The 13,472-nt window shown below is 64.9% G+C and carries 16 protein-coding genes and 2 pseudogenes; 10 read left to right on the top strand and 8 right to left on the bottom strand.

All coding sequences use genetic code 11. The features are described 5' to 3' along the window. Positions 1–59 precede the first annotated feature (59 nt). Positions 60–671, top strand: coding sequence for a hypothetical protein (locus EEB15_RS08000; RefSeq protein ID WP_141509279.1), 612 nt, complete (start codon positions 60–62; stop codon positions 669–671). A 49-nt stretch (positions 672–720) separates the two neighbouring features. On the opposite strand, the gene EEB15_RS33960 is transcribed toward EEB15_RS08000, so the two are convergent. Next, the gene (locus EEB15_RS33960; protein ID WP_199236481.1) at positions 721–990 is read right to left on the bottom strand and encodes a hypothetical protein; all 270 of its coding nucleotides are present in this window, start codon (positions 988–990) and stop codon (positions 721–723) included. A gap of 44 nt (positions 991–1,034) precedes the next feature. On the opposite strand from EEB15_RS33960, the pseudogene EEB15_RS34585 reads away from it, so the two are divergent. From EEB15_RS34585 to EEB15_RS08015, 3 genes and pseudogenes are all read left to right on the top strand, one after another. Then, positions 1,035–1,184: pseudogene (locus EEB15_RS34585) on the top strand (phosphate acyltransferase); the annotation flags it as partial. Further along, complete coding sequence (locus tag EEB15_RS08010; RefSeq protein ID WP_141509281.1) at positions 1,177–1,968, top strand: fused MFS/spermidine synthase; 792 nt, start codon at positions 1,177–1,179, stop codon at positions 1,966–1,968. The pseudogene EEB15_RS34585 and the gene EEB15_RS08010, both read left to right, overlap by 8 nt. Positions 1,969–1,977: 9 nt before the next feature. Further along, positions 1,978–2,241, top strand: a complete 264-nt coding sequence (locus EEB15_RS08015; protein WP_141509282.1) for a hypothetical protein — start codon at positions 1,978–1,980, stop codon at positions 2,239–2,241. A 36-nt stretch (positions 2,242–2,277) separates the two neighbouring features. Here EEB15_RS08015 and EEB15_RS08020 read toward each other — a convergent pair whose 3' ends face one another. Further along, entirely contained in the window at positions 2,278–2,739 is a 462-nt protein-coding gene (locus EEB15_RS08020; protein WP_141509283.1) for a hypothetical protein, read from the bottom strand. Between the two features lie 145 nt (positions 2,740–2,884). Here EEB15_RS08020 and EEB15_RS08025 point away from each other — a divergent pair, with 145 nt between their 5' ends. Continuing rightward, positions 2,885–3,349 carry a DUF3237 domain-containing protein gene (locus tag EEB15_RS08025; protein WP_141509284.1) on the top strand — a complete coding sequence of 155 codons (465 nt, stop codon included), beginning with the start codon at positions 2,885–2,887 and terminating at the stop codon, positions 3,347–3,349. A 15-nt stretch (positions 3,350–3,364) separates the two neighbouring features. On the opposite strand, the gene EEB15_RS34590 is transcribed toward EEB15_RS08025, so the two are convergent. The 3 genes from EEB15_RS34590 to rlmB are packed head-to-tail and all read right to left on the bottom strand — an operon-like array spanning position 3,365 to position 5,261. Beyond that, positions 3,365–3,772 (bottom strand): hypothetical protein, encoded by a 408-nt coding sequence (locus tag EEB15_RS34590; protein WP_370283447.1) that lies wholly within the window; start codon positions 3,770–3,772, stop codon positions 3,365–3,367. Beyond that, the gene (locus EEB15_RS08040; RefSeq protein ID WP_141509285.1) at positions 3,773–4,507 is read right to left on the bottom strand and encodes an NAD-dependent deacylase; all 735 of its coding nucleotides are present in this window, start codon (positions 4,505–4,507) and stop codon (positions 3,773–3,775) included. Positions 4,508–4,526: 19 nt separating this feature from the next. Continuing rightward, positions 4,527–5,261, bottom strand: coding sequence for a 23S rRNA (guanosine(2251)-2'-O)-methyltransferase RlmB (rlmB, locus tag EEB15_RS08045; protein ID WP_141509286.1), 735 nt, complete (start codon positions 5,259–5,261; stop codon positions 4,527–4,529). 67 nt (positions 5,262–5,328) lie between these two features. Between rlmB and EEB15_RS08050 the strand changes: the two genes are divergently transcribed. Further along, positions 5,329–6,201 (top strand): DUF3365 domain-containing protein, encoded by an 873-nt coding sequence (locus EEB15_RS08050; RefSeq protein ID WP_141509287.1) that lies wholly within the window; start codon positions 5,329–5,331, stop codon positions 6,199–6,201. Between the two features lie 13 nt (positions 6,202–6,214). Then, positions 6,215–8,458 carry a protein kinase gene (locus EEB15_RS08055; RefSeq protein ID WP_141509288.1) on the top strand — a complete coding sequence of 748 codons (2,244 nt, stop codon included), beginning with the start codon at positions 6,215–6,217 and terminating at the stop codon, positions 8,456–8,458. Positions 8,459–8,464: 6 nt separating this feature from the next. Here the strand turns inward: EEB15_RS08055 and EEB15_RS08060 are convergent, their stop codons facing one another. Then, complete coding sequence (locus EEB15_RS08060; RefSeq protein ID WP_141509289.1) at positions 8,465–9,136, bottom strand: ABC transporter ATP-binding protein; 672 nt, start codon at positions 9,134–9,136, stop codon at positions 8,465–8,467. On the opposite strand from EEB15_RS08060, the gene EEB15_RS08065 reads away from it, so the two are divergent. Together EEB15_RS08065 and mnmH are read left to right on the top strand one after the other, a co-directional pair. Continuing rightward, positions 9,123–9,809 (top strand): arylesterase, encoded by a 687-nt coding sequence (locus EEB15_RS08065; RefSeq protein ID WP_370283451.1) that lies wholly within the window; start codon positions 9,123–9,125, stop codon positions 9,807–9,809. The two genes, EEB15_RS08060 and EEB15_RS08065, sit on opposite strands and share 14 nt — an antisense overlap. Next, complete coding sequence (gene mnmH / locus EEB15_RS08070) at positions 9,806–10,867, top strand: tRNA 2-selenouridine(34) synthase MnmH (RefSeq protein ID WP_141509291.1); 1,062 nt, start codon at positions 9,806–9,808, stop codon at positions 10,865–10,867. The genes EEB15_RS08065 and mnmH overlap by 4 nt, the downstream gene beginning before the upstream one ends. Here mnmH and EEB15_RS08075 read toward each other — a convergent pair. Both EEB15_RS08075 and EEB15_RS08080 read right to left on the bottom strand, forming a co-directional pair. After that, entirely contained in the window at positions 10,864–11,046 is a 183-nt protein-coding gene (locus tag EEB15_RS08075; RefSeq protein WP_141509292.1) for a hypothetical protein, read from the bottom strand. The genes mnmH and EEB15_RS08075 overlap by 4 nt on opposite strands. A 68-nt stretch (positions 11,047–11,114) precedes the next feature. Next, a complete protein-coding gene (locus tag EEB15_RS08080) occupies positions 11,115–12,287 on the bottom strand; it encodes a PLP-dependent transferase (protein ID WP_141509293.1) in 1,173 nt (390 codons plus the stop codon). A 164-nt stretch (positions 12,288–12,451) separates the two neighbouring features. Here EEB15_RS08080 and EEB15_RS08085 point away from each other — a divergent pair. After that, positions 12,452–13,472, top strand: a pseudogene (locus EEB15_RS08085) (hypothetical protein); the annotation flags it as partial.

Genomic DNA, 13,472 nt, shown 5'->3' on the forward strand with positions numbered 1-13,472 from the left:
TGCACTGGGCATCGCCTATCGTCAACAGGACTGGTTTCGGCTTCGACCCGCAGCCCTTCATGAGTCGATTCCCGGATGCGGCATTCGAGGTCGAACATTTCGAGGCTGCCGTAGCCTGGCTTGACTCGGTCTGCTTTGCAGCCCGGGAGCCCATCGAAGTCGCGCGGGCCTGCGCGACGGAGGTCGACCTCGGGCTGAGCTGCGTGCCCTATGGCGGGCCCCAGCGGGACGGCGACTTGGCCAGTCTGCTGTCGGCCGACCCCGCGCACGGGGCCTGGGACGACGACCTGATGCGTTCCAGCGTGATCGTTTCCCTTACTCACCTGGTCAAAGACCATCCCGTACTGCGCGGGCTTCCACTCGACGTGGCGAGGGACGGTGCACAGGAGTGCGCCTGGCTGCACCTGGCCGATGAACGAGTGGTCCGAATCAAGGTCGACTCTCAAACCGAGTCCGCTCACGTGATCGACGTCCTGCTTGCCGAGCATGACCGGCTTGCCACCTCGGGCCAGGGCAACGAGCACACCTTCATCGTGTTTCCACGGCTGCGCAGCGCGCTGCCCGTGACGTTGACCCAACGGGTGACCGGCAGCGGCATCAAGTACCCGCATATCGCCAACGGCCTCGTTCGGCTGGTGTGGGGCGTGGGCCGCGATCCGGCAAGCGACTAGGTCCTGAACGGATAGTCAAACCTTTGCGTTGTTTGATCGATCGCGGGCGTCAGCGCATGCGCGGCGAATCGCTTTGTAATGGCATTACAATGTTTGTCAAATGGCATTTGACGAAACCAACCTGGACTTCCGAGTACTCGGGGTCCATGTGTGTGGCCAAAAACCCAGTGGCGGCGCTCATGGCCGCAAAGGAACCGCTATGACGACGAGCGCGGCTGATAAGCGACTCCAGCCGCGACAGGTCGCGCTGGAGTATCACGAACAGTCGCCGCCCGGCAAGTTGGCCGTCGTCCCGACGAAGCAGTTGCTGAATCAGCACGACCTGGCGCTCGCGTACTCGCCTGGGGTCGCGGCGGCTTGCGACCCATCCTGCTGGGGGCGGCGAAGCCCATTCATATCCTCACCCCGGGCGCCACTGTCAGGCGCATCGTCAACATGAGCGCGCTGACCGCAGTCGAGGCGAAGGCTTGGCCGTCTCCGTCGCTCGTCGAACGGGAGCAGCGCCGTGGGTGATCGGTTTCACATCCTCCAAGGCCTGGAGCTGGACGGGCATGTCCGACCGCTGGTCTTCGACATCGGCGATGCCCGGTCGCTGTACTTCAATTTCGATGGACTCCAAAGCAGTATGAAACGGGGACAACCGTGGGTGCTTGACGTCGACTACACGAAGACGATGATGGGATTCATGCTCGCCAAGCCGCAGCCCGAGCACATCCTCATGATCGGCTTGGGTGGCGGATCGCTGCCGAAGTTCTGTTATCACAATCTGGCTTCGCGCATCACAGTCGTCGAAGTCAACCCCCACGTCATCGCATTGCGCGACGAGTTCGAGGTGCCGGCCGATGATGACCGCTTCCGTGTTGTACGTGCGGATGGGGCCGCATACGTGCAAAACCTTCCTCCCATTTTCGACGTCATGATGGTTGATGGCTTCGATGAGGTGGGGCAGCCACCGCAGCTGTGTTCTCACGAGTTCTACCAAGACTGCTACCAAGCGCTGAAGCCCGGTGGCCTGATGGTGGTGAACCTCCACTTCAACCCGACCTTTGCGCCTATCCGCCAGTCCATCAGCGAAGTATTTGAAGCCTGCGTCGAATCCGTCGACGCTGTCGAGGAGGGCAATTGCATCGTATTTGCGTCGAAGCGCGCGTCTCTCTCGACCCGATCGATGAGCCTGAGTTGGACGCTCCAAAACCTGAACGAGCGGGCCAGAGAGCAGCTCGCAGCGGAGTTTCAGCGCATTTTGGCGATGTTGAAGACCACCGAAGGACAGCGGCGGTTGGCGAATTTAGATTGAAGGAATCTCATGCAAGCAGTGTTAGATCTGGACTTCTTTAAGGGGCTACTGGACGCCGGCATGCGCCAAGCCTCGACCATGCAAGATGACGAGGTTTCGGTGAAATTTCGGCGGCGGCTCGCAGCCGCGAAGGACAGGCTGGAGCTTGGTTTGTACGGCACCTGTTGCGCCTGCAAGGAGCCCATTGCTCAAGCCGTGCTTGTGAAGGACGTGTCCTCGCCGTTTTGCGGCGACTGCCAGGAAGACTTCGATTTTCGGCGGGTTGGGCGCTAAAGTGCCGGCAACGCCTTGATTCATGACACAGTAAGATTAGTAAGTCGGCGGCTTCGCAACCCAGGGGGCGGATTTGCCGGACGCGGCCAGATCGGCTTCGCCGTCTCTCACCCCCGCTTCCTTGGCGGCCATCTGCAGCAAGGTGAGCTTTGACGTTGGCTTGTTGGGATTGTGCTGAGGCGTCACGCCGGCCATCTTGCCGATGTCGTAGACGTGGTTCATGGCGCGCATCTGCCAGGCGGGGAACTTGCCGGTTCCGACCCAGCAGCGGCAAAGAAAGTAGTGTTCTACGGCCGCCATCATCGTGTCGTCGGGGTCGACGAGATCAGGCGGCCAGTCGCCGATGGACGGATTGCCCTCCCATCCGGCGTTTCGCACCTGATAGAGGTCGGTCTTCAGTTGGCAATACAGCTCCGGGACGACGAGGGCGACGCGGAAAGTCTTCCATTTCGCAATGAGTTCGTTCAGTCGATCAACCTGGGGATTCGGCGTGGTCATGGGGCGTCTCCTTGTGGGCAGTGTGGCGCTCGACTCTGAATCGCGAATAAATTGCGAGCAAATTAAGCCACAAAGCCCGCGGTGCCTCCAGCGGATTGGTGTGACATTTGCACCGCTCCCACGCTTCGCTGCCGATAATTGCCCGATGGCCCTCCCCACCCCACCGCTGAATTTCTTCGCCGACCTTTCAGTCCAGGTCGGCACGCCCCAGGACGCCGGACGCACCGTGCACGGCCTGCGCCGGCTCATTCCCATACTGGGTGGTGAAGCCATGGGCAATGGATGGAAAGCGCGCGTGCTGCCCGGTGGCGCCGACTTCCAGCTGGTGGTGAACGACACGCTGGCCGAACTGGACGCTCGCTATGTGCTCGAGACCGACGGCGGCGACCTGATCTACGTGCAGAACCGCGCCGTGCGATCCGGCGCGCCGGAGCTGATGGCGCGGCTGGTGCGCGGGGAGCCGGTCGATCCAGCCTCGATCTACTTTCGCTGCAGCCCGAGCTTCGAGACGGCGTCCGCGGCGCTCGGCTGGATCAGCGAGCGCATGTTCCTCGGCACGGGCGCGCGCCACCCGGACAAAGTGGTGATGACTTTCTTCGAGGTCGGCTGAACATGACAACCTTCTTTAACGCGGGTTCTCGAAGAACACGTAGTTCGTGAAGTCGCTGACCTCGAAATACACCTTCTTCTCCCCGGGGTCGGCGATGAAGTTCAGGTTCTCGTCCAGCACGCCGTAGCCGAAGCGATAAGCGCGCACCATCTTGTCGTCCGTGCCCAGCGCGGTGCTGACCTTGTCGACCTTGATGAAACGGCGTACCAGCTTGTCGCCGGCATACACCTCCAGCACGCCGTTGGTGCCGGTCCAGTTCTGGATGTCCCGGCCCAGTTTGTTCTGTTGTTCCTGCGTGCAGGAACTCAATACCACAACCGCCAATGCGGCCAAGGCCAGGGACACCGCGGAACCGGCTTTGCCGGGCCGCTGGTGTCGCCCCCTTGAGGGGGAGGCGCCGAAGGCGCTTCGGGGGTGTTTCATCTATTCCTCCAAGAGTAGTTGGGGCAGCACTTGCGCCGCCTTGCCGCGCAGCACGATGTCAGCCGCGTCGTCGAGTTCTGTGGGCTCGGGGTTGATGATGACGACTTGGCCGGCGGTGGTGCGGGCCAGGCCCGCAGCCGGGTAGACCGCCCCCGACGTGCCGACGACCAGCATCAGGTCGCAAGCCCGGGCCGCTACCTGGGCCGCGTCCAGCGCTCGCATGGGCAGCGCTTCGCCGAACCACACCACACCGGGCCGCATCAGGTTGCCGCAGCGGTCGCAGTACGGCGGGCTGCCGGCCGCGGCCGCGTCGGCATTGCAGCAAGGCTTGGGCGTGTCCAGCCATTGGTCGTCGAAGATGTTGCCATGCAAGGCCAGCACGCCTTCACTGCCCGCTTTCTGGTGCAGGCCGTCGACGTTCTGTGTGACCAGTGTCAGCCGGCCCGGATGGCGGCTCGCGAACTCGGCCAACGCCCGGTGCCCGGCATTCGGGGACACCTTGCCGATCAGTTCGCGGCGAAAGACATACCAATCCCAGACCATCCGCGGGTTGGCGCGGAACGCCTCTTCCGTCGCGAGCTGCTGGGGATCGAATTTCGCCCACAGACCGGTCTGCGCGTCGCGGAATGTCGGCACCCCGGACTCGGCGCTGATGCCCGCGCCCGTCAGCACCACGATGCGGCTCGTCGCACGCAAATGCCCGCGCACCGCGCGCAGCGAACTCTCATCGATCATGGCTGGATGTGTCCCATCCTCAGGACCGCTGGCGCAGCGCCTCGTACAGGCAGACGCCGCTGGCCACCGACACATTCAGGCTTTCGACGGCGCCGCGCATGGGGATGCCGACCAGCTCATCGCAGGTCTTGCGGGTCAGCTGGCGCATGCCCACGCCTTCGGCGCCCAGCACCAGCGCCACCGGGCCCTTCAGGTCCGTCTGGTAGACGGTCTTGGGCGCATCGTCGCTGGTGCCTATGCACCAGATGCTGCGCTCCTTCAATTCGCCCAGCGTCCGCGCCAGGTTGGTCACCATGAAGTACGGAACGGTTTCGGCCGCGCCGCTGGCAACCTTGGCCACCGTCGCGTTGATGCCGGCGGCATGGTCCTTGGGCGCGATGACCGCGTGCGCCCCCGCGCCGTCCGCGACGCGCAAGCAGGCGCCCAGGTTGTGCGGGTCGGTCACACCGTCCAGCACCAGGAGCAACGGCGGGCCCTGCACCTGGTCGAGCAAGTCGTCCAGCGAATGCGCGGCAGGCAGGGCCTCGACCCGAGCCGCCACGCCCTGGTGGCCATGGCTGCCGGCCAGCTTGGCCAGGCGCATGCCGTCGGCGTCGATGACGCGCGCGCCCGCCTCGTGGGCCCGCTCCAAAAACTGACGCATCCGTGCATCTTTTCGCGTCGGATCGGCGTATATCTCGATAATGGAACGGGGAGCAGTTTTCAGGCGGACGCCGACGGCGTGAAATCCGAACAGGACTTTGGGTGAGGACATCACAGGATTATCCCGTGGTCCCGCGCCCACCCTTGTATAAAATAGTCTGCATCACAAGGAGAGAAGTATGGGACTGCGCCTCAAGTTCAACTTGGTGCTGATCGTCGTGTTCTTGGCGGGCTTTGCCGCCGCCGGCTTCGTCTCGCGCCAGCTGCTGCAGGAAAACGCACGCGACGAGGTCATTCGCGACGCCCGGCTGATGCTCGAATCGGCCAGTTCGATGCGCGCGTACACCGTGGACCAGATCCGCCCTCACCTGATCAAGCAGATGGACGAGGTGTTCCTGCCGCAGACGGTGCCCGCCTACGCCGCCACCGAAACCATCAACACGCTGCGCAAGAAGTACGCTGAATACAGCTACAAGGAAGCCACGCTCAACCCCACCAACCCGCGCAACCGCACGGCCGACTGGGAAGCCGACGTCGTCAACCGCTTCCGCAACTATCCGGACGTGAAGGAAGTCGTGGCCGAAAGGCAGTCGTCCACGGGTCGCAGCCTCTTTATCGCCAAGCCGATCCAGATCACCAACCCGGCCTGCCTGCAATGCCACAGCACGGCCGCCGCCGCGCCCCCCACCATGATCAAGATCTACGGCGAGGCCAACGGCTTCGGCTGGAAGCACAACGAGATCGTCGGCGCCCAGATGGTCACCGTGCCGATGGAAGTCCCGCTGCAGAAGGCCGAACGCGCCTTCACCACCTTCATGGGCTCCCTGGCGGCCGTGTTCGTCGCGGTCTTCATCGTGCTCAACATCATGCTCAGCTGGCTGATCGTGCGGCCCATCCGCAGAATGTCCCAGTCGGCCGACAAGATCAGCACCGGCGAGTTCGGCGAACCCGAGTTCAATGAAAAGGGCGGCGACGAAGTCGCCGTGCTCGGCAGCTCGTTCAACCGGATGCGCCGCAGCCTCGAAAAGGCAATGCAGATGATCGGCGAGTAAGGTGTCCGAACCGATGGCCACTGACGCGGCACCTCCGCAACCGACGGCCCCGCCGGCGGATGCGGCGACGCTGCCCGCCGGCTATCGCATCAATGAATACCAGATCGAAAGACCGCTCGGCGGCGGCGGCTTCGGCATCACCTACCTGGCGCGCGATAGCAACCTGCAGCTGCCGGTCGCCATCAAGGAATATTTCCCCAGCGACCTCGTGACCCGCGGGGCCAACCAGGTGGTGCAGGTGCGCGGCGGCAGTTCGAACGAGCACCAGGAGCAGTACGACTGGGGCCTGGAGCGCTTCCTCGACGAAGCGCGAGCGCTGGCCACCTTCCGCCACCCCAACATCGTCCGCGTGCTGCGCTATTTCCGCGACAACGGCACGGCCTACATCGTCATGGAATACGAGTCGGGCCTGGCGCTCAAGCGCTGGGTGCCGCAGAACGCGCCGTTGTCGCAGCGATCGCTGCTGTCCATCATCTACCCCGTGCTGGACGGGCTGGAGGCCGTGCACAAGACGGGTTTCCTGCACCGCGACATCAAACCCGACAACATCTACGTGCGCGCCGACGGCACACCGGTCCTGCTGGACTTCGGCGCCGCCCGCCGCGTCACGGCCAACCGGGACATGACCAACATCGTCAGCCCGGGCTTTGCGCCCTTCGAGCAATACCACTCGCAGGGCAACCAGGGGCCGTGGACCGACATCTATTCGCTCGGCGCCGTGATGTACTGGATGACCACGGGGAAGAAGCCGGTCGAGTCGGCCGCCCGCGTCAGGCACGACACGTTGGTGCCCGCGGCCGAACTGGCCGAAGTGGGTGTCTTCGGCTCCGCGCTCCTGGACGCCATCGATTGGGCGATGCAGCCGGATGAAAGCCGCCGGCCGCAGTCCGTCACGCTGCTGCGAGCCGCGATCCTCGGCTCGGAGCGGACGGCGGTCATCCCATCCTCCGCGTTGCCGGACCGGCACGGCATCGCCGCCGCCGGCTCGGCGCCCTCGATCCCCGGCTCGACACCGACGACACCCAGTGCCGCCCAGCGGCGCAACGTGCTGTGCACCATCATGTTCCTGGACCTGGTGGGCTACTCGATCCGCTCCGTGGACGACCAGGTTTCCATCAAGAAGCTGTTCAACGAGCTGATCGCCAAGGCCGTGCGGGGCGTGCCGGAAGAAACCCGGATCGCCATCGATACCGGAGACGGCGCCGCCATCTGCTTCATGGGCGATCCCGAGGAAGCCCTGCACTCGGCCATGCTGCTGCGCGACCTGCTCGGTCAGCGCTACGGCTCGGTGATGTCGGTGCGCATCGGGCTGCACATGGGCCCGGTTCGGATCGTTTCCGACATCAATGACCGCGTCAACGTGGTCGGCGACGGCATCAACGTCGCGCAGCGCATCATGGACTTCGCCCAGGGCAACCAGGTGCTGGTATCGCGCGCCTACTACGAGGTGATCTCCCGCATCACCGATGACACCGCGGACTTGTTCCAGTACATGGGCCAGTACGAAGACAAGCACGGGCGCCTGCACGAGGTCTATGCGGCGCAGCGTCGCCAGCCCAATCCCCCGGACGCGACGCGGAAGGTGGGTCCCTCCACCGGTTATACGCAGACGTTGCCCGTCAAGTCGACGAAAGCACTCGAGCCGGAAGAAGTCCATGAGGTGGAAGTCGACCTCGCCCGGTTGATCGGCCCGCTGGCACGCATCCTGGTGAGCAAGGCCGCACCGCTCGCGGCCACCATTCCCGCCCTGCGCGCGGCGCTTGCCTCCACCATCCAGGAGCCGAAGGCCCGTGAAGCCTTCGTCGCCGGCAGCACCAGCCACCGCCCTGGCCAGAGCCACCCGGTCAGCAAGCCGCCGTCCAGCACCAGCAGGTCCGGCGCCAGCCAGCCCAGCAGCAGCCAGTTCGGCCCGCTTGGACCTTCGTCCAAGGGCATGCCCGACAGTTTCCGCCCCTCCCAGCCCAGCCAGTTGGCGGCCCGCAGCCAGCCGCTGAGCCAGCCCATCGGCCCGTCTTCGCGCAGCGGCGCGACCGGCCGGGCGATTGCCGATGTATCGGCCGAGGAAGTCACCAGCATCGAGCAGGCGCTCAGCAAGTTCATCGGCCCCATGGCCAAGATGTTGGTGCGAAAAGAGATGGCGCGGCACGCGACGTTCAGGGAGTTGATCAACGCCGTGGCCGACAACATCGACCAGCCGGCGCAGCGCGAACAGTTCCTGCAAACGCTGAAGCGCGCCCTGCCCCGCCGGCAGCAGTAGATAAGCCTACGCCGCGATCCGCCCCGCCTCGATCGTGATCCTGCGTTCGCAGCGCTGCGCGATCGCGCGGTCATGCGTCACCAGCACCAGCGTCGTGCCCTGTTCGCGGTTCAGGTCGAACATGAGCTCCATCACCGTCTCGCCCGTGGCGAAGTCCAGGCTGCCGGTGGGCTCGTCCGCCAGCAGCACGGCCGGCTGGACCACGAACGCGCGCGCCAGCGCCACGCGCTGCTGCTCGCCACCCGACAGGACGCGAGGATAGTGCCCCAGGCGCTGCGACAGCCCCACGCGGCTCATCATCTCGGTGGCGGCCTTGCGCGAGTCCTTGCGGCCGGCCAGTTCCAGCGGCAGCATCACGTTTTCGAGCGCGGTGAGGTTTCCCAGCAGCTGGAAGCTCTGGAAGACGAACCCTACTTTGCGGGCGCGCAGCGCGGCGCGCTGGTCCTCGTCCATGGAGAACAGGTCTTCACCGGCAAGGTGGACAGTGCCGCGCGTGGGCGTGTCCAGGCCCGCGATGATCGATAACAGCGTGCTCTTGCCCGAGCCGGAGGCCCCGACGATGGCGGCTGTTTCCTTGGGCGCCAGCTCGAAATCGATATCGCGCAAAATGTCCAGAGTGCCCGTTGAATCGGTGACCGATTTGTTCAGGTTCCGGGCGGAAATGATGGGATCAGACATGTTTGCTGGAGTTTGGGGACGGCGCCACTTTATCGCGGCCGCATTAGCTGGGGGTTATGCCTTGTCCGGTGGGACGGTCGTGGCCGCGACGCCGGGATCCATCCTGGTTGTTGGCGACTCGCTCAGCGCGGAGTATGGCCTGCAACGGGGCGCCGGCTGGGTTGCCTTGCTCGAAAAGCGGCTGGCCGCGCAAAAGATGCAGCGGGCGGTCGTCAATGCCAGCATCAGCGGCGACACCACCTCGGGCGGGCGCTCGCGGCTGCCCGCGCTGCTGGCGCAGCACAAACCGGGCGTCGTGGTGATCGAGCTCGGTGGCAATGACGCTTTGCGCGGGCTGCCCTTGTCCATGACGCAGGACAACCTGTCGGAGATGACCAAGGCAGCCCAGAAGGCAGGCGCCAAGGTATTGCTGGTGGGCATGCAGGTGCCGCCCAACTACGGCACCGACTACGCCGACCGTTTTGCAGCCCTCTTTTCGGCCGTGGCCAAGGCCCACAAGGCTGCCGTTGTGCCGTTCATGCTCAAGGGCGTGGCAGACGGTGCGGACCCGACCAAAATGTTCCAGGCAGACCGCATCCATCCACGTGCCGAGGCCCATCCGATCATCCTCGACAACATCTGGCCGGAACTCAAGAAACTGCTTGCATCGCCGGCGGGGACTGCCGCGCCGTGAACGTTCAATCCGTGCCGGCGGCCGAAGCGATCGCGCGGCTCGACGACTTCAGCGACATCCTCGACGCCCGAAGCGAAGGCGAATACGAGCTCGATCATTTGCCCGGCGCGTTGAACTGGCCGTCCCTCAACAATGAAGAGCGCAAACTCGTCGGCACGCTGTACGCGCAGGTCAGCCCGTTCGAGGCCCAAAAGCGCGGCGCCGCCCTGGTGGCGGCCAACATCGCGCGCCACATCGAGCGCGACGTGATCGACAAACCGCGCAGCTGGCAGCCGCTCGCTTACTGCTGGCGTGGCGGCAAGCGTAGCGGCTCGCTCGCGCTGGTCCTGGGACAGATCGGCTTCAAGGTGAGCGTGATCGAAGGCGGCTACAAGGCCTTTCGCAGCGCAGTGCTTGCGGCCTTGCCGGAACTCGCCGCGCGATTCGACTACCGCGTCATCTGCGGGCCCACGGGCTCGGGCAAGACGCGCCTGTTGCATGCGCTGGCCGCTGCCGGCGCGCAGGTGCTGGACCTAGAGGCGCTGGCCAGCCATCGCAGCTCGGTGCTGGGCATGATCCCCGGGCAACCGCAGCCGTCTCAGAAGCGCTTCGACACCCTGGTGTGGGATGCGCTGCGCCGTTTCGACCCGGCCCGGCCGGTGTTCGTCGAGAGCGAGAGCCGCAAGGTGGGCAACCTTGCGGTTACCGATGCGCTGATCGAGCGCGTGCGCGCCAGCCCTTGTTTCAGCCTGGAACTCTCAGACGACGAGCGCGTGGCCCTGCTGCTGGAAGACTACGATTTCTTCGCGAAGGACCAGGCGCTCTTTTGCGACCGGCTGGGTGCCCTGACCGAGTTGCGCGGCAAAGCCGTGGTGCAAGCGTGGCAGGCCCAGGTGGCGGCCGGGGAAACCGAAGCCGTGGTGCGCGAGTTGCTGCAAAAGCACTACGACCCGGGTTATGCACACTCGATGACGCGCAACTTCACGGGATATGCGGGCGCAAAAACAATTGCGCCGACCGACAGGTCGGCGCAAGCTATGGCCGAGTTGGCGAAGAGGATGCTCGAGGGATTGTCCTAGGGCTGCGCCGGTGAGCTTGGCGGCTGGCCGCCTTGGTCGTCCGATCCGTCAGAGGACGGCTCACCTTCGCCCGGCTCACCTTGCTTTCGCTCGGCCTTGGCCTTGAGCTTGTCTTCTTTCTTGCGCTTCTTGGCCAGCTCTTTCTGCCGCTTTTCGTATCCGTAATTGGGTGTGGCCACAGGGGTTCCGTATTAGTCTGTCAATGGGGCCAATGTAAGCGATAAAGCGGCTGCCGGGTACCCCGCGACTACCCCAGCGCGCCGAGCGCCTGTTCCAGATCCGCACGCAAGTCGTCCACCGCTTCCAGCCCGACGGAAAAGCGCACCAGCACGCCTTTGTACGGGCACGTGCCGAGCCGGGCACTGCGCATCGGAGCGACGTCGTACGGCACCGCCAGGCTGACCGGCCCGCCCCATGAATAGCCGAGCTTGAACAGCTCGAGCGCGTCGCAGAAGGCATCGACCTGGGCCGTGCCGTAGCGCGCGTCGAACACCACCGAGAACAAACCCGCCGCGGCGGTGCACAGCTCACGCCAGTGCGGGTGGCCGGGAGATCCCTCGAACGCCGGGTGCAGCAGTTGCCCGATCTCAGGCCGGCCTTGCAGCCAGGCCGCCAGTTCCCGGGCCGCCATGTCCTGGGCGTGGTAGCGCACCGCCATGGTCGACAGCGATCGCAGGATGGTTTCGGCATCGTTCGCGCCCACGCCCCAGCCCACGCGCATGTGCGTGAGATTGAGCTGGCGATGCAGCTTGTCGTCGCGGGTGACGACGGCGCCCATCAGCACGTCGCCGCCGCCGCTGGGGTACTTGGTCAGCGCATGCACGACGATGTCGGCGCCCGCATCGAACCCATTGAATGCAATGCCGGCGCTCCAGGTGCTGTCCAGCGCGGACGTGACGCCGCGTTCGCGGCAGATCGCGGCCAGCTCCCGCAGCGGCACGAACTCCATCGTCACCGAGCCGGGCGCTTCCAGCCATACGAGCTTGGTGTTCGGCCCGATCCTCGCCTGCAGGTCGGCGGGGTTCATCGCGTCGTAGATCTGGTGCGTGATGCCCCAGCTCTTCAACTCACCGTCCGCCAGCGCTTTGTTGGGGCCATAGGCGTTGTCGGGGATGAGCACTTCATCGCCCGCCTTGAGCAGCGCCATGCTGACATTGGCGATGGCCGCCAGGCCGCTGGGCACCAGGAGGCAGTGCTTTCCGCCTTCCAATGTCGCGATGCGCTCTTCCAGCGTGAACGTGGTCGGCGTGCCGTGCAGGCCGTAGGTGTAGCCGGCTTTGTGCTGCCAATCGCGCGCCCGCATGGCAGCCACGTTGGGGAAAATGACGGTGGAAGCCTTGAACACGCCCGGCTGCGGCGCGCTGAAACCAGGGGGCGGCGTGTAGGGGTGGTGAATGAGGTCGGTGATCGGCTTTCGCATGCCGGATGGTACCGTGACCGCCGTGTGACGTTGCGCGCTCGCGACAAGGCGGCGCGACACGTCGCGATGCCCGATTCGGTGTGGTCTATGTCACATAGATTCCCGGTTCCCACGGCCAGAACTCGACCGTATACTTCGTCACAAATTATTCAGGAAGGGTTAGTATGGCCAACTTACCAGCCACAGTCATCGCCACGGCGTCGATGGCGTACGCCGAGAATGCCGCGGCGGTCGCGGTCTCTCCCTCCCTGTCGATCTTTGACGACAACGCCAACCTCTTCGGGGCCAAGGTCACCATCTCCGGCGGCTTCCAGGCCGGCCAGGACGTCCTCAGCTTCACCTCCCAATTCGGCATCACCGGCAGCTTCAATGCGGGCACCGGCGTCCTCACGCTGAGCGGCACCGCCACCTTGGCGCAGTACCAGACCGTATTGCGATCGGTCAAATACCTCAACTCGAGCGATGCGCCCGTCACGGGCAACCGCACCGTCCGTTTCGAAGTCAATGATGGCGCCCCGCCTAACCCGCTGAACATTCTCACGTCCACCGCGAACGTCAACGTCATCGCCAGCAACGACCGGCCGATCATCGCCGGGCTGGACACGATGCTGTACACCGGGTCAGCTCAAAGCCTCAAGCAGGTGATCGATGCCGACCTCACGGTCACCGATCCCGACAGCAGCACCCTGAACGGCGCCACTGTCCGCATCACCGGACACTATGTTCAGGGCCAGGACGTCCTGGGTTTCGTCGCCCAGAACGGCATCGTCGGCAGCTTCAACGCGGCCACCGGAACTCTTTCGCTCTTCGGCCACGCGAGCGTCGCTGCTTACCAGGCCGCTTTCAGGTCCATCACCTACCAGAATACCCAGCCGACGGGCACCGACGTTGCCGATCGCACCGTCAGCTTCCAGGTCAAAGACAACCTCGGCGCGACGAGCTTCGCGGCCACCGCCACCATCATGTTCGCCGTGGCGCCCTTGATCACGACGAGCCCGGGCACTGCCGCCTACATCGAAGGCGGTGCCACGGCCCTCGTGGACGGCGCACTCACCGTCACGGACCTGGATACCCCCACCCTGGCGGGCGCCACCATCAGCATCTCCGTGGGCTTCCAGGTGGGCGACTTGCTCGCGTTCGTCGACACCGCCAACATCACCGGCTCGTACAACCCGGCCACCGGCG

This window comes from Ramlibacter sp. WS9, from assembly GCF_003797765.1.
Lineage (GTDB): Bacteria > Pseudomonadota > Gammaproteobacteria > Burkholderiales > Burkholderiaceae_C > Ramlibacter.

Excerpts from the sequence above, each read along its gene's own strand:
- EEB15_RS08000 (WP_141509279.1), top strand. The coding sequence starts at position 60 with ATGAGTCGATTCCCGGATGCGGCATTCGAGGTCGAACATTTCGAGGCT.
- EEB15_RS08015 (WP_141509282.1), top strand. The coding sequence starts at position 1,978 with ATGCAAGCAGTGTTAGATCTGGACTTCTTTAAGGGGCTACTGGACGCC.
- EEB15_RS08020 (WP_141509283.1), bottom strand. The coding sequence starts at position 2,739 with ATGACCACGCCGAATCCCCAGGTTGATCGACTGAACGAACTCATTGCG.
- EEB15_RS08025 (WP_141509284.1), top strand. The coding sequence starts at position 2,885 with ATGGCCCTCCCCACCCCACCGCTGAATTTCTTCGCCGACCTTTCAGTC.
- EEB15_RS34590 (WP_370283447.1), bottom strand. The coding sequence starts at position 3,772 with ATGAAACACCCCCGAAGCGCCTTCGGCGCCTCCCCCTCAAGGGGGCGA.
- EEB15_RS08040 (WP_141509285.1), bottom strand. The coding sequence starts at position 4,507 with ATGATCGATGAGAGTTCGCTGCGCGCGGTGCGCGGGCATTTGCGTGCG.
- rlmB (WP_141509286.1), bottom strand. The coding sequence starts at position 5,261 with ATGTCCTCACCCAAAGTCCTGTTCGGATTTCACGCCGTCGGCGTCCGC.
- EEB15_RS08050 (WP_141509287.1), top strand. The coding sequence starts at position 5,329 with ATGGGACTGCGCCTCAAGTTCAACTTGGTGCTGATCGTCGTGTTCTTG.
- EEB15_RS08055 (WP_141509288.1), top strand. The coding sequence starts at position 6,215 with ATGGCCACTGACGCGGCACCTCCGCAACCGACGGCCCCGCCGGCGGAT.
- EEB15_RS08065 (WP_370283451.1), top strand. The coding sequence starts at position 9,123 with ATGGGATCAGACATGTTTGCTGGAGTTTGGGGACGGCGCCACTTTATC.
- EEB15_RS08060 (WP_141509289.1), bottom strand. The coding sequence starts at position 9,136 with ATGTCTGATCCCATCATTTCCGCCCGGAACCTGAACAAATCGGTCACC.
- EEB15_RS08080 (WP_141509293.1), bottom strand. The coding sequence starts at position 12,287 with ATGCGAAAGCCGATCACCGACCTCATTCACCACCCCTACACGCCGCCC.